This is a genomic window from Microcoleus sp. Pol1C5 (assembly GCF_036701115.1).
GTDB lineage: Bacteria > Cyanobacteriota > Cyanobacteriia > Cyanobacteriales > Microcoleaceae > Microcoleus.
In genome coordinates, this window is the sequence record NZ_JAUBQE010000040.1 from 1 (window position 1) to 20,253 (window position 20,253).

Annotated in this window: 14 protein-coding genes and 1 pseudogene; 5 read left to right on the top strand and 10 right to left on the bottom strand. The window is 44.9% G+C overall.

What is annotated here, in order from left to right; genetic code table 11:
* Nucleotides 1-48 precede the first annotated feature (48 nt).
* Nucleotides 49-1,641, bottom strand: coding sequence for a GTPase (locus QUA23_RS20940; RefSeq protein ID WP_333073434.1), 1,593 nt, complete (start codon nt 1,639-1,641; stop codon nt 49-51).
* Between the two features lie 13 nt (nt 1,642-1,654).
* Nucleotides 1,655-4,171, bottom strand: coding sequence for a GTPase (locus QUA23_RS20945; protein ID WP_333073435.1), 2,517 nt, complete (start codon nt 4,169-4,171; stop codon nt 1,655-1,657).
* Nucleotides 4,172-4,587: 416 nt separating this feature from the next.
* On the opposite strand from QUA23_RS20945, the gene xth reads away from it, so the two are divergent.
* Nucleotides 4,588-5,373, top strand: a complete 786-nt coding sequence (gene xth / locus QUA23_RS20950; RefSeq protein WP_333073436.1) for an exodeoxyribonuclease III — start codon at nt 4,588-4,590, stop codon at nt 5,371-5,373.
* Nucleotides 5,374-5,544: 171 nt separating this feature from the next.
* The gene (locus QUA23_RS20955) at nt 5,545-6,420 is read left to right on the top strand and encodes an SDR family oxidoreductase (RefSeq protein ID WP_333073725.1); all 876 of its coding nucleotides are present in this window, start codon (nt 5,545-5,547) and stop codon (nt 6,418-6,420) included.
* 76 nt (nt 6,421-6,496) lie between these two features.
* Here the strand turns inward: QUA23_RS20955 and QUA23_RS20960 are convergent, their stop codons facing one another.
* Complete coding sequence (locus tag QUA23_RS20960) at nt 6,497-7,618, bottom strand: EAL domain-containing protein (RefSeq protein ID WP_333073438.1); 1,122 nt, start codon at nt 7,616-7,618, stop codon at nt 6,497-6,499.
* A gap of 734 nt (nt 7,619-8,352) precedes the next feature.
* Nucleotides 8,353-9,033 (bottom strand): transposase, encoded by a 681-nt coding sequence (locus QUA23_RS20965; protein WP_333073727.1) that lies wholly within the window; start codon nt 9,031-9,033, stop codon nt 8,353-8,355.
* 507 nt (nt 9,034-9,540) lie between these two features.
* Here QUA23_RS20965 and tnpA point away from each other — a divergent pair.
* The 3 genes and pseudogenes from tnpA to metH all read left to right on the top strand — a co-directional run bounded on the left by tnpA (nt 9,541) and on the right by metH (nt 14,126).
* A pseudogene (gene tnpA, locus QUA23_RS20970) lies at nt 9,541-9,972 on the top strand (IS200/IS605 family transposase).
* A gap of 184 nt (nt 9,973-10,156) precedes the next feature.
* Nucleotides 10,157-10,432 (top strand): hypothetical protein, encoded by a 276-nt coding sequence (locus tag QUA23_RS20975; protein WP_333073441.1) that lies wholly within the window; start codon nt 10,157-10,159, stop codon nt 10,430-10,432.
* Nucleotides 10,433-10,574: 142 nt separating this feature from the next.
* The gene (metH, locus tag QUA23_RS20980; protein WP_333073442.1) at nt 10,575-14,126 is read left to right on the top strand and encodes a methionine synthase; all 3,552 of its coding nucleotides are present in this window, start codon (nt 10,575-10,577) and stop codon (nt 14,124-14,126) included.
* Nucleotides 14,127-14,325: 199 nt separating this feature from the next.
* Here metH and pstB read toward each other — a convergent pair whose 3' ends face one another.
* The 6 genes from pstB to QUA23_RS21010 all read right to left on the bottom strand — a co-directional run bounded on the left by pstB (nt 14,326) and on the right by QUA23_RS21010 (nt 20,173).
* Nucleotides 14,326-15,132, bottom strand: a complete 807-nt coding sequence (pstB, locus tag QUA23_RS20985; RefSeq protein ID WP_333073444.1) for a phosphate ABC transporter ATP-binding protein PstB — start codon at nt 15,130-15,132, stop codon at nt 14,326-14,328.
* A 37-nt stretch (nt 15,133-15,169) separates the two neighbouring features.
* Nucleotides 15,170-16,066, bottom strand: coding sequence for a phosphate ABC transporter permease PstA (gene pstA, locus QUA23_RS20990; protein ID WP_333073447.1), 897 nt, complete (start codon nt 16,064-16,066; stop codon nt 15,170-15,172).
* A 5-nt stretch (nt 16,067-16,071) separates the two neighbouring features.
* Entirely contained in the window at nt 16,072-17,016 is a 945-nt protein-coding gene (pstC, locus tag QUA23_RS20995; RefSeq protein WP_333073450.1) for a phosphate ABC transporter permease subunit PstC, read from the bottom strand.
* Between the two features lie 18 nt (nt 17,017-17,034).
* Nucleotides 17,035-18,024: a PstS family phosphate ABC transporter substrate-binding protein gene (locus tag QUA23_RS21000; RefSeq protein ID WP_333073452.1), complete on the bottom strand. Its 990-nt coding sequence runs from the start codon at nt 18,022-18,024 to the stop codon at nt 17,035-17,037.
* A gap of 50 nt (nt 18,025-18,074) precedes the next feature.
* Nucleotides 18,075-19,226 (bottom strand): sulfate ABC transporter substrate-binding protein, encoded by a 1,152-nt coding sequence (locus QUA23_RS21005; protein ID WP_333073454.1) that lies wholly within the window; start codon nt 19,224-19,226, stop codon nt 18,075-18,077.
* Nucleotides 19,227-19,549: 323 nt separating this feature from the next.
* On the bottom strand, nt 19,550-20,173 hold the full coding sequence (locus QUA23_RS21010; protein WP_333073456.1) for a hypothetical protein: 624 nt from the start codon (nt 20,171-20,173) through the stop codon (nt 19,550-19,552).
* Nucleotides 20,174-20,253: the final 80 nt, after the last annotated feature.

Consider the following 20,253-nt stretch of genomic DNA (forward strand, 5'->3'; position numbering starts at 1 on the left):
AGCTAAAGATTCCATCCTGTTTTGAATAATGTTTTTGGCTCTTGATCGCTACATCATACATAAATTCAGCAACGCCTGATTTTCCAAGTCTTTTGCGGTTAATTGAAATTTACTCGTAATATCGCGACGAACATCAGACATTTGCTTTTCTCGCTCATGTTCTTGTCCCATTTGTAAAATATCTACTCCTACCGAAACAAGTGCTAGAGCCGGCCCCAGGAATTTAGCAGCATTGCCGATGTTTTTGGCCATACCAACCGCCTGCCAAGGCTTAAACTTAAAGCCGACAAATTTTCCCACAGCCACAACACCTTGATGTAGACCGCTTCCTGCTACATCTATAGAACGTAGAAATCCTTGTTCAGCAGCGGTTTTTGCAAAACTCCTTGATGCCAAAGTGGTCAACTTCACCCCGGCCGTCTCACCGATGCCTTTAAGCCAGTTAACTTGGCTTCTAAGTCGCTCCACATCGATACCAGGCTCCAGATTTTGGGCTGATATATTTTGATTTTTATCGAGGCAAGCAACAAAACTCTTGACTAGATCACCTTTTAGCACTTTTTCAACCTCCTGCCGGATATCTTCAACTGCTACATTTACAGCTTCTTGTAGTTTGGTTTCTGCTTTCTCATAATGCTTCTGCACATTCAGTTCAGCTTGTTTATGAAGTTTTCCAAAGTTCGGATCGCTACCTACTGCTGCGGCAAGAGTGTTACCTTCGCTAGCAACTCCTGATGACATTTCCAGGGCTATATTTTTAACCTTGGTTCGCAGGCGATCGCGCTCTTTACGGACTGTGCGAGATAACCGTGTCAGCGCTTCAAAAAAAGTCGAATCTTCGCTGCTAGAGTTGCGAGTAAAGCTCGATTGGGCATCATCAACACAGCTTAGAGCAATGCGGACAGGTGTATCAAAACGAGCAAGGGAGCCACGACGCTCTACAAACTGATTTAGAGCATCAATAAAGCTTGGAAAACGGCTGATTTCCGTCAGAAAATCATCATTGCCGTCAATGCCTTCACAGTAGTCTTTGGCATCGATAAAGCAGATGGGAAATTCATCAAGACTGTAAGGCTTCAGTGCCTCGGCAAGACTTTGGCGGTAGTTGGAAATCTTTTGCTCTTCTTCTCCTGCTTCATCAGACATTTTATTGATGACCAGCATCATTTTCCAGTGATAGCCTTTTTCATAGGCTAACTTCTTGAAATTCTCTGCTGTCAATGAGTCAAAGAGCATATAGGTGAGGCAAAAAACCAGCAAGTCAGATTTGTTAATCGCCTCATAAGTAATCTCATCGTGATCTTGGCGGTCTGTAAAAAGTCCAGGCGTATCAATTAGCTTGATGCCGTTCCAGTCATAATTGGTAGTTTTATCAGTAGCAATATCAGCATCAATGCGGATATCGCGCCGCCCTGTCATCGCAGAGATAAGAGTTGATTTACCAGCACTGTATTGCCCGACAAAAGCTACGCCGAGAATCCCCTGCTCTTGATACTCTTTTAATTCATCGTCCACTTTTTTGCGGATAGCTGTTAGTTCCGATGTATTTCCCTGCTCCAGTAAGCTCTTAAATTTTACTAGCGTATTTTGGAAAGATGCACCGACTTCCGCAGCTTTAAAGTTGGGGTTGTTCTGAGTCATGGTAGTTTAGTCCTTATCTGGGAGATTTGAGATCGCTAAAGGAAATATCCTCTTGAAGGATGTGTTTAATCTCCTCTAGTGATTTTAGTTGTTGAACTTGGGATTTTGTGACAATCTTCATGTTGCGCCCGAAATCTCGTTCGACTGTAGCAATGGTTTGCTTGATACACTCATCTGTCAGAGTTTCATGTTTTCCAGCACACCAGTCAAGGATTCGCTTGGCATAAGCACGATTTAGATAATTTTCTGAATCCGATAACTTCTTTTTGGCTTCTTCAAGATGAGTGGCGATAGCCTCTAGCCCTGCAATCAATTCTTCAAAATAGATGTTGATGTTCGTGGTTACAGAATCAGCATACTTACCAAAATATCCCTGAGCCTGCTGTAGAGTGTTGTCCCTCTGAGTGTTGAGCTGAGTTTCTAATGAAGTAGAGATATTTATAACAGCCTCGCGTCGCTTTTCATCTTTAGATTTAAACATTTCTGTGCTCATGCTAAAAACACCAGTTCCAATCCCGATAAAAATCGCAACAGGAGGGGCTACGAATAACGCTATAATAGTTCCTGCTACCCCTAGAAGGCTGCCACTAATTCGCACAAAATCTCGAATATTTGTTGAATCCTGCTCAGTAAAGCTGAAATCATTGCTGCCAAGCTGAGATATTAGCTGTAATTCATTTCCTATTTCCTCAAGAACTTCCTGAACTTCCTTATTGAATTTTTTGCTAGTCTCTTCATAAGCTATCTTTAAGCGTTTTTCAAATCGAAGTGCTTTTAATTTTTGTTCCCATCCCAGCTTCATGGTAACTTCTTTACAGTTCCAATGATCTTCTGCAAAAGATGGAACAGCTTCTATAGCATCTTGAAAAATCCTCTCGATTTTTTGCAGTAAGGAGCCTTTAGCATCTTTAGCTACTTTTTGGATATCATTTTGGATTGCCTCCCGCTTATTTTTCAGAGTTTCTGCAAATTTTTCATAGACTAAAGCTTGTTGCTTCACCCATTTATTAGGATTATCAATTGCGCCTACTGTAGAACCAAGCAAAGTTTGAGAGCGACAAATTGCCCCATGATTAAGCAGAGATACACGGATTGAATCCAGAAAACCCTGCATCCGACTTGCTTTAAAAAGCTCCTGTTTCTTCTCTTCGTGTTTTGGTTCGCGGGAAAGCTGCGCCGCCAGCAACATCACAGGAACAATATCGAAATAGTCATTAGCATAATGCTCACGAGCGTAGCGACGGATACGTTCAATGTGTCCACCTAGACCACTTGGACCATCCATTTCAAACAGTTTATCAGGGTTCTGTAAGAAATGCTCCAATCGGCGAGAGTCCCGCAGGTTATTCTTGACATTCAGGAGAATAATTAAGGGCTTGGCTTTTTCCTTTAGTAACCGCAAGAAAGCAAAATCACTCTCTTGGATACTGTCATTTGTCACCACATAACAAATCATATCTGACTCGTCGATAATACTTTTAGCAATTTCTTCATCACTTTGGCCACCCGGAGCGCCAATCCCAGGAGTATCAATGATGCGAATATTCTTCCACTTGTAGTCTCGATTCTCAGTTGTTGTGCGCTGCTTGCCTACACCGATTGCATCCCATCCACCATCTGTAATTATGGCGTGAAGAGTGCTTTTTCCCGCCTTAGTTCTGCCCATAAAAGCGATGCTGAAATGATTGAGAGCGCGTTCCTTGGCCCGAAACGACTCCGGTACAATTTCCATTTCTTTGATAATTTGGGCACTTAGAGCATTTCTAGTATCCTCAAGTTGCTTGGTTACTTCCTTAGCGGTGGTAGCTTGACCTTTACCACCTGTTTTATGTTTGATGTCTTCAATAGCAACTTGGATATTTAGACCCAAATTGGAAAGTGCTAGTAAAGCTCTTTTAAGTGCCAATTCGGCAAATTTGTAATCTTCATCAGCGATGACTGCACACTGAAGAATCGCCTCGTCATATTCTGGCCCCGTTAACAGAATTTCTCGCCGCAGTTGCTCAACTTTTTGCTCAGTCCCAGTGAGCTTTGCTACATTATCCACCAATGCGCGTGAAAGAAGAGAATCAGCCCCTGCAAGGAAACGCGCACCGAAAGAGACTTTCTGTTGTTGGTTGTGTTCGCCTATGAATCGGGTATCAGTGAAGGCTCCTGCTTCTGCCAACTGTCGCTCTATTTCTCCCGGTGGCCAGTTCCAAATCCCTGCTACTTGTTCCGCCATCTGGCGCTCTAATGCTGAACAGAAACCGCCAACATAGGCGATCGCCAACATTTGGGACATGGCCTCACTTTGCTCACCGGGCGACACTTTCCGAGCTAAATCTTCTACAGAAAGGTGGTTTTCATCTTGAGCCAGAATTTTTTCCATCTCAGCTAGAGTGCGTTGAGAAGCGGTGATCTGCCTCGCTAGTTCGCGTAGTGCTTTCGACTCTTCACTGTGAATCTGCTGATCCGCACAGACCATGTGCGTGACTAATAGGAATAGGTAGTCTAAGTGTTCAGTGGTTCTTGAAGTTATATCAGACATCTTAACTTATTCAATATAAAGTCATATTTAGTAGGTTTTTGCATCCCCACTCGACCATAAAAAGTCACATTTAGCTGGTTGCTACCGAAAAAGTCATAGATTCAAAACTTATTCGGCGACATCGTTTCCGAATTCCTCTCCTATGATACCCTGTTCTTAGGTGACTTAGAATCTCTGCTGCACCAGCAGTGCGATCGCCTAACCGCATCCGAACAACAAGCTATGGGTTGGCTAGCAAGTACCCCCGAACCAGCAGACATCTCAAAAATACCAGAAAACCTGCAAATATCACGAGCATAACTATTAAATGTCATGCAATCTTTAGGACGACGGTCATTAGTTGAAACACTACAACAAAATAGGCGATCGCACTTTAAGGTCGTGCCAGTAATCAGAGAGTATATAACAAACAAAAAATGAAAATCGCCACCTGGAACGTCAACTCAATCCGCACCCGTCTAGAACACGTTACTAGCTGGCTGCAAACCAACTCCCCAGACGTTCTCTGCCTCCAAGAAACCAAAGTTACAGACAAAGACTTCCCCTTAGAACCATTCACCAACCTCGGTTACAACTGTTACATTTCCGGTCAAAAATCCTACAACGGCGTTGCCATTTTTAGCCGATCGCCCATGTCGGAAATCAGCAGCGGATTTGCCCCCCTTCTCGGCGACGAAACCGCAGGTATTTTTGACGAACAAAAACGCCTAATAGCCGGGGTTATAGACGATATTTGCATTATTTGCGTATACGTTCCCAACGGTTCCGAAGTTGGCAGCGAGAAATATGAGTACAAACTAAAGTGGCTCAAACTCCTCCAAGAATACCTCAAAATAGCACTAGATAAATCCCCCAACTTGTGCATTTGCGGCGACTTCAACATCGTCCCGGACGATCGAGATATCCACAATCCCAAAGCCAATGCTAACTCCGTCGGCTTGTCTGTCGCCGAGCGCCTCGCACTCACAGAAATCATAGAATTAGGATTAAACGACCCCTTTCGCAAATTCACCTCAGAAGGCGGCCATTATAGCTGGTGGGACTACCGCGCTGCCGCATTTCCCCGCAACAACGGCTGGAGAATCGACCACCATTATCTCAGCCCTCCCCTGTACGAACAAGCAAAAAACTGTACAATAGATGTTGCTCCCAGAAAATTAATCAAACCCAGCGACCACGCCCCCGTAATTGTCGAAATTTGATTTATAAGTTATAAGGTTAATAACAATTGACATCTTGCCCCATTCTCAATAAGCGTTGGATGGGCGGGCAAGAGGCCAACCCCACAACAAAATTCAATCTTTGTGGAACAGGCATCTTGGCTACTATTGAGAAATGTGCAAGATGTAAGTAACAACCAACAACTAAAAATCATGTTCTTAGTAACCGGAGCAACAGGCGCACTAGGCCGCCGAATTGTACGAGAAATCAGACAGCAAGAAAAGCCTGTCCGCGCATTCGTTCGCCTCGCATCTCGCTACTCAGAACTAGAAAACCGAGGCGCCGAGATTTTTATCGGCGACTTAAAACAAGACAAAGATATTAAAAAAGCCTGCCAAGGAGTGCAATACATCATCAGCAGCCACGGCACCGGCGGCGACGTTCAAGCAGTACACTACCGCGCTAACATAGAATTGATCGACTGCGCCAAAGAAGCGGGAGTGCAGCACTTTGTCTTTATTTCGGTACTGGGAGTCGATCGGGGATACGAAGATTCCGCAGTATTCAAAGCCAAGCGAGAAGTTGAAAAATACCTGCAAAACAGCGGATTGAATTATACAATCTTGCGGCCTGCCGGTTTTGCTTCCAGCTTGTTACCCCTAGCAGAAAGATTTCGAGAAACCGGACTTTACCTGCTGATTGGCGACGGCAAAAACCGCACATCTGTTGTCAGTACCGACGACTTAGCAAAGATTGCCGCAGACTCGCCAACAGTCGAAGGTGCCCGCAACCAAATTCTGCGAGTCGGCGGCCCGGATGTGCTGACAAGAGACGACATTCCCCGCATTTTTGGACGCCTATTCAATCGCGAACCGATGGTAATCAACCCGCCACTGGTTGTGTTTGACGGTTTGAGAAATGCCTTGGGTTTATTGAATCCTCAAGCTCAAAAAGACTTAGGAACTTTGCGCGTATTGCTGGGTAACGAGTATTTCTGCACTCCCGAAGAAGTGCAAAACTTGGAATCAATCTACGGCATGAGAATGGAATCTTTAGAAAGCTTTCTGCGGCGCAATTTGAGCGTTTAAGATGCTAGTGTATTCTCGTTCCCCGGCAGAGCCGGGGAACGAGCAAATGTAGCGCCAAATCGCAACTGAAAACCATTTAAGCAGAAATAGGTAGTGGTTCAGCACCAATATAGCTCGTAACTGCGATCGGCGGAGAAGTCGGCTTCGCAATCAAATAACCTTGAACAAAAGTTGCTCCCCGTTCCCGCACCCACTCAAACTCCTCCAAAGTTTCCACACCTTCAGCAACAGTTTTAATATCTAATTGAGCAGCAATTTCTAACATCTTTTCCGTAATGAGTGCCTTATAATAATCTTGATGGACATTGCGAATCAATTGCATATCCAACTTAATAAAATCAGGACGCAGTTGGTGCATTAAATTTAAATTAGAAGAACCGCTGCCAAAATCGTCTAGGGCAATTAAAAATCCCGCCTCTCGGTAAAACCTCAGAATATTAATCAAGTGATCGATATCAGGAGGGTGCTGAGATTCCGCTACTTCAAAAACAATATTGCTGTGAGGAATTCCCGCTTCATCAATAGCCTGTACTGTTCTTCGCAGGCACGTAGCTGGATCGTAAACTGAAGTGGGAGAAAAATTAATAAAAAGTAGTTCTTTGATATTGTAAACATGGGCTTCGCGGATAGCGCGAGTCCGGGCTAAAACATCTAGTTGAAAAATTAAGCCTGCTGATTCTGCTTGGGCAAAAATCCTACCCGGATAAATTAATTTTCCTTGCTCGTCAATTCCTCGGAGCAGCGCTTCGTGGGCAAAAATTTTAGAAGTATCTGAGGTATAAACAATGGGCTGAAAATGTGTAGTAATGCGTTCTTGGGACAATAAATCTAACAGCCAATCAGAGTTACTCAAATTAATAAAAGAGTCTAAGGAAGTGCTACGATAAAAATCGCTAAGCTTTGGCTGTTCAACTTCGCGCATCCACAAAACTTTTGTCTCTTTCAACTCTTGAGTTGTCAGCACCGATGATGCTAGGGCGCTAAAATCTTCTCTCGCTATTCCCTCAAGGATAACGTACAAGCACTTGCTCTCTTCTAAAAACCGAAATTCAAGTTTAGCCTTAGCCAGCGCAGAAATAACCTTGGTCAGCGTGTGCGATACTGGAAACCACAGGTATAAACCTCCGCTGCCCTCTATTTTTGCGGGTACTGTTTCGCAGCGAGGGCAGGAGCCGAAGCCTTTCCCACTTATTTGCATTGGAATATCCTCCGGTTTTGGGGTTAATTTTAGACACGCTAACAAGTAGATTTTATTTTAAGCTCATTCACCTATTAATTCATCTATCTCAAGATGTAAATCTTGATGAACTGGTATTTAAGAATTATTGCAATATTTATACATTCTTGCAGTATTTATACTTACCTCTGGTTTCAAACCTTAGTCAAAGTTCTCAGCATTGAGCAAGTAGCTGTGATTGAACACTGTCCCAAATCATCACAGAGGGAGAAGACAAAGACTTGTTCTGTATTCTCTACTGCTGCTCTGATTGTTTACGTTTTATTCTATATATTCTATAATTCCCTTTGCCAAAACAGTGGCTACAGTTGATTTTCTAGCAAAAGGGAATTAAAACGCTCGATCGCCCGCTCCATTAATTTATTCCAACCCGAAATATAAACAGCCGGACGATCGCCCAAAACAAACTCACTTACTGCGGAATATCCAGTTTAATTTTATAATCGGGATGACAGGATTTGAATTAAGCTTTCTGACTTATTTTACCACTTTCCGCCATCGTAGCTCCTACCCTCGCTCAATCTAGGGAACCTGTTCTGCGTCTGAGCGAAAACTGAGTGACCTGCTGTATGCTTTACACGATAAGCAGACTCAGTAAGAGGGACAATTGAGCGAAAGATGAGCGAAAAATCTAACTCATTAAAATACTCACCGACCTGAAGGTGCGGTGATTCTTGACGCTTCATAGGGTTCTGCTAACCGTTGCTAGTCTGACAAACCCTCTGCACCCGTTTAGAGTCGTGGCGATTCCCCATCCCGACTTTCTCTATAATTTTAACCCCATTCTCATCTCTGTCTTGCTCAGTGCCACAACTCATGCAAAGCAATGAACGGATAGACAGATCAGTTTTTCCCCACTTAAAGCCACAGTCCGCACAGACTTGGCTAGTAGGTTCCCACCTACTAATTACTTGAAACTCTCTGCCAAATTTCTCGGATTTGGCTTCACAGAGAGTTCTAAATTCTCTCCATTCTTGTTGGCTAATCGCCCTTGAGAGTTTCCGATTATTCAGCATTTCTGACACCTTCAAATCTTCCAGAATAATCACTTGGTTTTGCTTGACTATTTTGGTTGACACTTTATGCATAAAATCTTTACGGGTATCGGCAATGGGATTATGTAATTTAGCAATTTTGATTCTAGTTACATTTCTTCTTTGAGAATCTTTTAGCTGACGGGCTAATTTGCGTTGGAGTTTACGAGCTTTTCGATCTAACTTTTTATAAATAGGAATTTCAGCTTTTTCACCATTGCTCATCACTGCCAAAGTTTTCATCCCTAAGTCAATTCCGATACTTTGGTTTTTCACATCAGATTGAATTGGTTGAACTTCTACGACAAAACTCAGGAAATAGCGATTTGCACAATTTTTGATTACTGTGACGGAGCTAGGTTCAGACGGGAGGCTTCTCGATCAGACTGGGTTGACGATACCAATTTTAGCTAAATAGACACCGCCATTCCTAAAAGAAAAACGTCCTATCCTAAATCGCGCCGATTGGCTATTTTTTTTGAATATAAAAAACAGAACTTTACGATCTTTCCGCTTTCCTTTACAGCAGTTGAAAAAGTTTTTGAAAGCTGCGTCCAAATCAGCTAGATACTGCTGTAAAGGAATATTAGAAGCTTCACTTAACCAAGCTCTTTATTCGGTCTTTTTCGCCTGGGTTATTACTACTTTTTGTAATTCAACCGAACTTGGCTTTTTTTCGGACGGTTTGCACAGAGCTAGACCATCCTTCCAGACTACCCAGACGCATCCAAACAACTGAGGTAAGCTCTACCGCTGTTGACTTGTTGGATAGAATCTGTAACGCAACCTTGTTTTCATGGCTATATTGATATTGGTCTTTAGGCTGAATTATATATTGGTTTGCAAACTATGACCACTGTTTGCCGCCGGGAACGCCATTCTATTACAGAACTTACAATAGACTTGGTCTGTGTTACAAAGTATCGTCGGTCTGTATTTACAGGTGAAAGTATTGATTTGATTGAAAAGTCGTTTCGAGATGTGGCATAAAAAATGAATTTTCAAGTGCTGGAATTCAATGGCGAGGGCAATCATGTTCACGCGCTGATTGAGTATCCGACCAAGTTGTCTATCTCTCAAATAGTTAACGCATTAAAGGGCGTCTCTAGCCGTCGCTACGGACAGGCTGGACATAAGAAGCCCCACAAGGAAGCATTATTGAGTCCTAGCTATTTTGCTGTTTCTGTAGGGGGTGCGCCTTTAGAGATTTTAAAGGAGTATATTAGAAATCAAGAAAAGCCGGCCACTGAAGAAGGGGCTTGTATCCCAATTTCTTGGTGATAATTCTCCTGATGTAACAATGTTTGCTGTTTCTACACCCTTAAGACAATCCCACAACCTAATTTGTGAATTTTTCTAGTTATCCATAAAGATAGCTGTGCAGGTACCTACTTAATTGCATTTGCTATCGCTTCTTCGGTACCAACCATTCAATCAGCTCGTTTACTAATCAAGGAAACATCTGATGAACAAGCAATGGGTTCTGATCGAATTCCGTCTATTCGTAGAACAAACACTCAAACCATTACTTGCACCAGGAGTAGCGATCGTAGTTATCAGCCTAACTACGAGACAGCCGAGAATTAAATCGCCATTAAACATCACTCGTTTAATTATTTCGATCGCATTTTCGCCAAATTCCTCAACAGTTAAGCGAAAAAATCCATCACAACTAGCCCGTTTTCCCCCCCGCAGCCTCACCCACAACAGAATTTTGACAATTATCCAGGGCGATCGGTAAAATTACAGGTACGATGAACTATTGTCAGCAGCATTAAATCCTTCAGTCATTAGTCGTTTGCCAACAGTCACATAATTGTTGACAATATTGCACAATAGATAAAATTGTAAATATATAGCACCTGCGTTTTTTTTGACCGCTTATGAATAGCAGATTCCTCGATCGACTCCACCACCCCTCGCGCCCCGTCATCGTCTTCGACGGCGCAATGGGAACCAACCTGCAAGTCCAAAACCTCACCGCAGAAGACTTTGGCGGCAAAGAATACGAAGGTTGCAACGAATATCTCGTCCACACCAAACCCGAAGCCGTCGCCAACGTGCACCGAGGATTCCTCGAAGCAGGGGCCGATGTCATCGAAACAGACACCTTTGGGGGCGCTTCCATCGTGCTCGCCGAATACGATTTGGCAGACAAAGCATATTATCTCAACAAAACTGCCGCCGAACTTGCCAAGGGTATCGCCGACGAATTTTCCACCCCAGAAAAACCGAGATTTGTCGCAGGATCTATCGGGCCAGGCACCAAATTGCCAACATTAGGACACATCGATTTCGACACACTCACCGCCGCTTTTACCGAACAAGCAGAAGGACTTTATGACGGCGGCGTTGACTTATTTATTGTCGAAACTTGTCAAGATGTGCTGCAAATTAAATCAGCATTAAATGCCATTGAAGAAGTATTTAAGAAAAAAGGTGCGCGGATTCCGTTAATGGTATCAGTCACAATGGAAGCCACCGGCACAATGTTAGTCGGTTCCGATATCAGCGCCGCCCTCGCAATTTTGCAGCCGTACCCGATCGACATTTTAGGCCTGAACTGCGCCACCGGGCCCGATCGCATGGCAGAACACGTCAAATACCTTTCCGAACATTCGCCCTTCGTCGTTTCCTGCGTTCCCAACGCCGGTTTGCCCGAAAACATCGGCGGCCACGCGCACTACAAACTCACGCCCATAGAATTAAAAATGGCCTTGATGCGCTTTGTCGAAGACTTAGGCGTGCAAGTCATCGGCGGCTGCTGCGGAACCCGCTACGATCACATCCGCGAACTATCAGAAATTGGCAAAACTCTTAAACCCAAAATTCGCGAAATTACTTGGGAACCATCCGCCGCTTCAATTTACACCGCCCAACCCTACGAACAAGAGAATTCCTTCTTAATTGTCGGCGAAAGACTCAACGCCAGCGGTTCCAAAAAATGCCGCGATTTGCTAAACGCTGAAGACTGGGACGGTTTAGTAGCAATGGCCAGGGAACAAGTGCGAGAAGGCGCCCACATTCTCGATGTTAACGTTGATTATGTCGGCCGCGACGGCGTGCGAGACATGAAAGAGTTAGTCTCCCGCGTGGTGACTAATGCCACTCTCCCTTTAATGCTGGATTCCACAGAATGGGAAAAGATGGAAGCCGGCTTAAAAGTTGCGGGCGGCAAATGTTTGCTGAATTCCACTAACTATGAAGACGGAGAACCGCGTTTTTATCAAGTTTTGGAGTTGGCGAAAAAATACGGCGCGGGCATAGTTATTGGGACGATTGACGAAGACGGGATGGCGAGAACCGCAGACAAAAAATTTGCGATCGCCCAACGCGCCTATAACGCTGCCGTCGCCTACGGAATTCCCGCCGAGGAAATCTTTTTTGATACCCTAGCGTTGCCCATTTCTACCGGGATAGAAGAAGACAGAAAAAACGGCAAAGCTACCATCGATTCCATCCGCCGCATCCGCCAAGAATTGCCAGGTTGTCACGTAATTTTAGGAGTTTCTAACATTTCCTTCGGTTTGAATCCGGCGGCGCGGCAAGTTTTGAATTCCATGTTTTTGCACGAAGCAATGCAAGCCGGGATGGACTCGGCAATTGTCAGCGCCAATAAGATTTTGCCCCTAGCCAAAATCGACCCCAAACACCAAGAAATCTGCCGTAAACTCATTTACGACGAACGGGAGTTTGACGGCGAAATTTGCGTTTACGACCCCTTGGGCGACCTGACAACGGTGTTTGCGGGCAAAACTACCAAGCGCGATCGTACAGAAGACGCAAACCTCCCGGTCGAAGAACGCCTCAAGCAGCACATCATCGACGGCGAACGCATAGGGCTCGACATCCAACTCGCCAAAGCATTAGAAACCTATCCGCCCCTCCACATTATCAATACCTTCTTGCTAGACGGCATGAAAGTAGTCGGAGAATTGTTCGGTTCCGGACAAATGCAACTGCCATTTGTATTGCAGTCAGCAGAAACCATGAAAGCGGCAGTTGCCTATTTAGAACCGCACATGGAAAAGTCCGAATCCGGGGACAACGCCAAAGGAACATTTATCATCGCTACTGTCAAAGGCGACGTTCACGACATCGGCAAAAACTTAGTTGATATTATCTTATCAAACAACGGCTACCGAGTGATTAATTTGGGAATTAAACAGTCGGTTGACAATATCATCGAAGCTTACGAAAAGCACAAAGCCGACTGTATAGCGATGAGTGGCTTGCTGGTAAAATCCACCGCATTCATGAAAGAAAATCTGGAAGTATTCAACCAGAAAGGAATCACGGTTCCCGTGATTTTGGGCGGCGCGGCTTTGACTCCCAAGTTTGTACATGAAGACTGCCAAAATACCTACAAAGGTAAAGTTGTTTACGGCAAAGATGCGTTTTCCGACTTACACTTTATGGACAAACTCATGCCAGCAAAATCTGCTGGAAAATGGGAAGACTTGCAAGGCTTTTTAGATGAAATAGGGCAGGATAATGGGGCGGTTAAAGAAGCTAAAACTTCGCCAGAAACTTCTGTAGAAGATGCCAAGAAAGCAGACACTCCTGTGGTGATAGATACCAGGCGGTCAGAAGCAGTTGCAGCAGATATCGATCGCCCGAATCCTCCTTTCTGGGGAACGAAACTGTTGCAGGGAGAAGACATCCCCTTTGAGGAAATTTTCTGGCACTTAGATTTGCAAGCCTTAGTTGCCGGTCAGTGGCAGTTCCGCAAGCCAAAAGACCAATCGCGAGAAGAATACGATGCTTTCTTAGCGGAAAAAGTTTATCCCATCTTGGAAGAATGGAAACACAAAGTCATCGCGGAAAAGTTACTGCATCCGCAAGCAATTTACGGGTATTTTCCCTGTCAAGCTGAAGGCAATTCTTTGCATTTGTACGATCCAGAAATCATGGCTAGCGGGCAAGATGTATCGACACCCGCTGCAACATTCACATTTCCCCGGCAAAAATCGGCGCGCCGGCTGTGCATTGCCGACTTCTTCGCCCCCAAAGAATCGCGTAAAATCGATGTATTTCCGATGCAAGTAGCGACAGTGGGAGAAATTGCTACAGAGTACGCGCAAAAGCTGTTTGCTAACCATCAATATACTGACTATCTCTACTTTCACGGGTTAGCGGTTCAGACGGCGGAAGCAATAGCAGAATGGACTCACGCGCGGATTCGCCGGGAATTGGGATTTGGTAGCGAGGAACCGGACAACATTCGCGATATGCTGGCACAAAGATATCGCGGTTCGCGGTACAGTTTCGGCTATCCTGCTTGTCCGAACATGGCGGATCAGTACAAGCAATTGGAATTATTAAAGTGCGATCGCATCAACCTCTACATGGATGAAAGCGAACAACTTTATCCCGAACAATCAACAACCGCAATTATCACCTATCACCCAGCAGCCAAATACTTCACCGCTTAATTTCTAGGGTGCCCCGCGCGCACATTCCTCGGTGAATTATACTCGTTACCAGGCTCTTCCTGGTAACGCAGCTCCGGAGTTTCTGGCTCCACTTACAGCAGAAAAGCTTGTAGTATCGTTCCCAAAACTGTCCGGAGTATTGGCCCAGAAGGTAATGTCATTGCTGACAATGCGTAACGCCTAAATCTGACACTTGCGTTTAACCAAAGCGTCCACTAATGTACTCTTCGGCTTCTTTGGTTTGGGGAGAACGGAAAATTTGTTCAGTGGGACCAAACTCTACCAATTTGCCGCGTCGTTTGCCTTCATCGTCCGTTTCTGTATTGAAAAAAGCCGTCCAATCCGCGATTCTTGACGCTTGTTGCATATTGTGAGTCACCGTAATAATTGTGTATCGTTCCTTAAGTTCTAAGCACAGTTCTTCGACCTGTCGCGTAGAAATGGGGTCGAGAGCAGAGCAAGGTTCATCCATCAATAAAACATCGGGCTTCATAGCGATCGCGCGGGCAATACAAAGCCTTTGTTGTTGTCCCCCGGATAACGCCGTTCCTTTCTCTTGCAGTTTATCCTTAACCTCTTTCCAGATAGCTGCTTGTGTAAGGGAAGATTCCACTAATTCATCCAGATTTCCTTGATATCCGTTGGTTCGGGGGGCATAGGCAATATTTTCATAAATGCTCTTGGGAAACGGATTCGGCCTTTGAAACACCATTCCCACCTGTCGCCGCAATTTGACGGGATTCACTTGCGGATCGTAAATATTACGGTTGCGGTAAATGAGTTTCCCTTCCACCTTGGCACCAGGGATTAAATCATTCATGCGATTGAAGCAACGCAATAAGGTACTTTTGCCACAGCCTGAAGGGCCGATAAAGGCCACAATTTTTTGACGGGGAATTTTGATATAAACATCGACCAGGGCTAAAAAGCCACTGTAATAAACCTTTATGCCTTCTGCATCAAACGCACTATCGTCCGTTTTGAGGTTGGTATTACTGTCAGTCATCTGAAATAGTCTCCTTAATCTTGACAACTCAAGTTAATTAATGGCTGGAATAGCGTTGGCGCAGATAGATAGCGACGCCATTAAGCGCCAAAATCAAGATAATCAGCACAATAATCGTCGCTGCGGCTGCATTGGCAAACCCCGGTTCAGGACGAGTGATATAGCTGAAAATTTGAATGGGTAACGCCATAAATCGTTGGAATAAACCCGGATTAAACGTGAGGAAACTGACAGCACCCACGACCACCAAAGAAGCAGCATCTCCCATGGCGCGGGAGACAGAAATAATCACCCCCGTAAGAATTCCCGGAATGGCATAGGGTAAGACATGGTGTTGAATGGTTTGCCATTTGGTAGTTCCCAGTCCATAGGAAGCATTTCTCAGGGAATCGGGAACGGCGCGGATAGCTTCCCTCGCCGTGACGATAATGACAGGTAAAGACAATAAGGCAAGGGTTAATGCCCCCGAAATCAAGGTAGGCCCAAACCCTAGTAAATAGTTAAAGACCCCTAAACCTAGTAAGCCATAGACAATAGAAGGAATCCCCGCTAAATTCCCGATATTTATCTCAATCACTGCAGTCCACCACTTTTTAGGGGCATATTCCTCTAGGTACAAAGCAGCCCCTACCCCAATGGGAACCGCCACCAGAAGGACGATCAGTCCCAGAAAGAAACTCCCAATAATGGCTGGACGGATACCTCCGCGTTCGGCAAAACGGGAAGGCGTTTCCGTGATAAACCCCGGTGTTAGCAATCTGCCAAGTCCATCATGAAGGATATTAAGAACCAGTAACGCGAGGACAAATAAACCGATGAGTAACCCAATTAAGAAGAGATACTCAAAGACTTTACCGATCGCTTCTCGGCGTTCTAGGTTATCGGTAAATTCGGCAGTGTTGACGGAATTGTTTGTTTGAGTTGATTTAAGCATAGCAATCAGTCGTATTTTTCCTTAAAGCGACTAGAAATCCAGAAGCTGGCCATATTGAGAGACAATGTAATCACGAAAAGAACTGCTCCCACCGCATACAAAGTCTTAAAACTGAGGCTACCCCTGGGACTATCTCCCCCCGAAATCTCCGCCATAAAAGCGGTCAGGGTGGCGACGGATTCCATGAAATTGACGGTGATGCGAGGCTGCGATCCAGCCGCAATCAGAACGGTCATGGTTTCTCCCACTGCGCGGGAAACGCCTAAAATAATCGAAGCCATAATCCCAGACAAGGCTGACGGAAGCACCACTTTAAAAATGGTTTCTAGTTTGGTAATGCCCAAGGCATAGGAACCTTCCCGCAGAGAACGGGGAACCGATTGAATGGCATCTAAGCTGATCGAACCGACGGTGGGGGTGATCATAATGCCCATCATTAACCCAGCGCTGAGGGCATTAAAAATCTCTAAGGGGAAAAGATGCCGCAGAACCGGAGTGACAAAGAGCAAAGCAAAGTAACCATAAACTACTGTGGGAATTCCCCCCAATAACTCCACAGCAGGGCGTAAAACGGCTGCCACTTTCGGTTGGGCATATTCACTCAGGTAAATGGCTGAAGACAAACCCAAAGGAACCGCCACAGCCATAGCGATCGCAGAGGTTAAAAACGTTCCGTTCAGCAGCGGCCAGATGCCAAAATGGGGTTCGGCAAACAGGGGAGTCCATCGGGTATCCAGAAAAAACTGGGCTAAAGAAACTTCTTGGAAAAAACCCAAAGTCTCTTGGAAAATGATCCAGACAATACCAAAGGTTGTGGCAACGGACACGAAGGCACAGGCAAATAAAACCGCGCCAATAATCTTTTCTGGGACATCTTCCGAACCCTTCTTAAGCAAGGAGTCATCCGCAGCGAAAAGGGAGTCATCAAAGGAACTAGGAGTTAGGGTCATGGGCTTGAGATTTCCTCCTTAAATAAAGTTAGTAATGGATTCACCGGGTTTGGCTTCTTTGAATTTCGTTCCGGTTTCACGCCGCTCAAATTTTTGCTTAGTTTTCACATAAGCTTCATCAGGTAACGGCACATAGCCCACACCATCTACCCATTTCCAAGAATTTTCTAGATAGAATTTCACGAATCTTTCCAGGGAAGGATTGGTTGTCAGGGCCTTTTTATTGACGTAGATAAAGAGGGGGCGAGAGAGGGGGCTATAGATATTCCTCAGAACGTTATCAAGGGGAACTGGTTTAACACATTTTCCATCCGCATTTTCAATCGCCACCCCGTTCAATTTGTCTTGGTTTTGGAGCAAGAAGGCAATTCCCAGATAGGCCACTCCCGATTTATTACCAATCACCCCTTGAACGAGGGTATTTTGGTTGCGACTGGGAGTAAAGTCGGTACGACTATTTTTTCTTTTACCCGTTACAGCTTGGGTGAAATAATCAAAGGTTCCTGTATCGGAAGGAGGGGCAAACAGCAAGAGTTTTTCGTCGGGAAAGTCGGGATTGATTTGCTTCCAACTGGTAATCTTGCCTTCGGATTTGGCATTCCACATTATGTCTAATTCTTTAATCGTTAGACATTTGGCAAAGTTATTTTCCTTATTAACCACTACCGCAAGACCATCAAGAGCCATCGGCAGTTCAATAAATTCGATTCCTTTGTCGGCACATTTTTTGATTTCTTCCTCTCTGATGGTGCGAGAAGCCCCCGCAATCTCAAGGTTTCCGGCGCAAAACTTGCTAAACCCCCCGCCTGTGCCACTGGCAGCCACGCTGACTTGGGCATTGGGATAAAGTTTTTGGTATTCTTCGGCGACGGCGAGGGAAACGCTAAAGCCCACAGCACCACCATCGATACTGATTTGCTGTTCCTTCTCTCCTGAATTGCCACAACTCGTCATCAGGTTGCCCATGACGATGAGAGGGATTAGGTAAAACAAACGAGAAAATTTCATAGAATTTGAGTGTAACTTTGGAAAAATGAAAGTGAATTAGGCGTTTAGGTTCACAACTTTCCCTTAATTTGGTCAAAGATGGCACCCTTTGCAAAAAACTGCTCTTTGATCAAAGGCCACCCTCCTAAATCTTGAGCATTGAACAAAGTTTTAATTGGGGGAAATTGCACCTGTGCGCTTTGAGCGATAAAGGGATTGACCGAACGGTAGCCTAATTTGGCGAATTCTTGCTGAGCTTCGTCTGAATAGAGAAAATCGACAAAGGCTGCTGCCACTTCTCTCGTTCCATGCTTATCAACGTTTTTATCAACTATTGCCACGGGATTATCGATAGAGATATTGAGGGGAGGAACAAAGTAACTGGTTTTTGGTTGGTTCGTTCCAGCTAAAATCACTTCATTTTCATAGGTGATTAAGGCATCTCCCTGACCTTGTTGGAAGAATAAGTTGCTGGCTTCGCGGGCATCTTTGGTTAGGGTGGGAATCTTTTTATAGACTTTGCCCACAAAATCAAGGGCTTGTTGAGGTTCGCCTCCTTCTTGGGTTACTGACCCCCACAGACCTAAAAATTCCCAAACGCCAATACCCGATGTTTGAGGATTTGCTGCAATCACGTTTACATCTTCATTGGCTAAATCTGTCCAAGTTTGAATATTTTTGGGGTTGCCTTCTCGGGTGACAATTGCCGCCACAGAATGACTAACTACTCCCCGTCTAGGAACTCTGTCCTCCCAGCCAAAATTAATCAAACCAGCTTCTTCGATGCGAACCACATCTAATGGGAGGGCAAGATGCACCACATCGGCTTCTTGTTTGCCAGCAATGATATCGTCGGTTTGCGCTAAAGACCCGCCATAACTGCGTTCAAAAATGACGTTTTGGTTGTGCTCTTTCTTCCACTTTTCAATAAATTTAGGGACGATTTGGTCATGGGCCGCTTTCGTCACTGAGAAGGAAACTAGGTTGAGCTTGACCTCGCTTTGATTGGCCCCACTCGCGGCAGAGCAAGCAGCAATTGACGCAGTTAGAATTATACCTAGTAAAAACAAGACGATGTACGCTTGGACTGAGCGTCCTAGATGCTGGGCTTTTTTGAGAAATTGCCCTGAGAATCGCACCAATTGGGAACTGGCTGCGATCGCAAATTTTAGAGACTGAACGATCGAAGTCACTGAATTTTGCCAAATTTGTTGTTGATTCACCGATACTTTTTCTTTAACTACGGTATTTCTATCAAGCTTTCGTAGTTACTCTGAGGAGTATAAAGTCATCAAATTAGAGTCTTCAGTTTTTTAATATTTTCTTAATAAATCGTCTTAACCTAGCGCTACCATGACAAAGAGTCCAAACTCACACCCGCCCGCCGTGCTCGCTAAACAGTTAGAACTGACTAACTTTAAAAACCTGGAGGCAGAGCCTCAAGAAATGGGTTCCCCGGTAGAACTTGGGAACGAGAAACCAACAAAAAAGCACCTTAAAAAAAGTGCTTTCATGAATATAGAACTTTCCGTGTCTGACGAAACTTTTACGAGTAATTCCGAGGAGTGCGCGCACCGGCAGATGCTCCTACCATAGAAGCAACTAAACCCAATAGTGAGCCGAACAAAAACGACCAACCAGCTTTCGCGGCATTACCAGCAATATTGCGAGCATCCTGAGCAGATACGTTAGGCGCTTGGTTCGGCAAATCGACCCCGCCCTGCTGCGCTTGATTAATTGCTTCTCCCGCATTCGCAGCTATTACACCAAAAGTACCGGCCACGCCATTTGCTAACAGCCAAGAGCCAATTGTTAAGGTAGTTGCCCACAAAATTGCTCCGTTCAAAAGCGCTGTGTTGCGATTCATCGGCCCGCAAGCGCGAGCAGTTACCCAACCGCCAACGGCCAAGCTAATTAACAAACTGATAATTGACCAAATTCCGACGCCGGCACCCACGTCGCCTGAAATAGTGCGCGGAGCTCCTGAACCAGCAATGCTGCTCAACCCGATCGCAGCGCCCAATGCACTTAACACCAGTTGTGTGCCGATCGCAATTACCAAACCCGAAAAAATCGGACCCCAACGTACTCGATCGTGGTATTCCATCATTGAATTCACAACTACCGGTTCGGTACCAACGTTATCTACAGGTCTATTTACGTATGACATAGGTTTTTCTTTCCTCTGAGAGTTGCTTTAATTTTTAAGAATCTTTCACCTAAGCATTGATTGTGGCTGAGATTGATAAA

What these genes read in the sequence shown, in the direction of transcription:
- QUA23_RS20940 (WP_333073434.1), bottom strand. Translation starts at nt 1,641, where the DNA reads ATGACTCAGAACAACCCCAACTTTAAAGCTGCGGAAGTCGGTGCATCT.
- QUA23_RS20945 (WP_333073435.1), bottom strand. Translation starts at nt 4,171, where the DNA reads ATGTCTGATATAACTTCAAGAACCACTGAACACTTAGACTACCTATTC.
- xth (WP_333073436.1), top strand. Translation starts at nt 4,588, where the DNA reads ATGAAAATCGCCACCTGGAACGTCAACTCAATCCGCACCCGTCTAGAA.
- QUA23_RS20955 (WP_333073725.1), top strand. Translation starts at nt 5,545, where the DNA reads ATGTTCTTAGTAACCGGAGCAACAGGCGCACTAGGCCGCCGAATTGTA.
- QUA23_RS20960 (WP_333073438.1), bottom strand. Translation starts at nt 7,618, where the DNA reads ATGCAAATAAGTGGGAAAGGCTTCGGCTCCTGCCCTCGCTGCGAAACA.
- QUA23_RS20975 (WP_333073441.1), top strand. Translation starts at nt 10,157, where the DNA reads ATGAACAAGCAATGGGTTCTGATCGAATTCCGTCTATTCGTAGAACAA.
- metH (WP_333073442.1), top strand. Translation starts at nt 10,575, where the DNA reads ATGAATAGCAGATTCCTCGATCGACTCCACCACCCCTCGCGCCCCGTC.
- pstB (WP_333073444.1), bottom strand. Translation starts at nt 15,132, where the DNA reads ATGACTGACAGTAATACCAACCTCAAAACGGACGATAGTGCGTTTGAT.
- pstA (WP_333073447.1), bottom strand. Translation starts at nt 16,066, where the DNA reads ATGCTTAAATCAACTCAAACAAACAATTCCGTCAACACTGCCGAATTT.
- pstC (WP_333073450.1), bottom strand. Translation starts at nt 17,016, where the DNA reads ATGACCCTAACTCCTAGTTCCTTTGATGACTCCCTTTTCGCTGCGGAT.
- QUA23_RS21000 (WP_333073452.1), bottom strand. Translation starts at nt 18,024, where the DNA reads ATGAAATTTTCTCGTTTGTTTTACCTAATCCCTCTCATCGTCATGGGC.
- QUA23_RS21010 (WP_333073456.1), bottom strand. Translation starts at nt 20,173, where the DNA reads ATGTCATACGTAAATAGACCTGTAGATAACGTTGGTACCGAACCGGTA.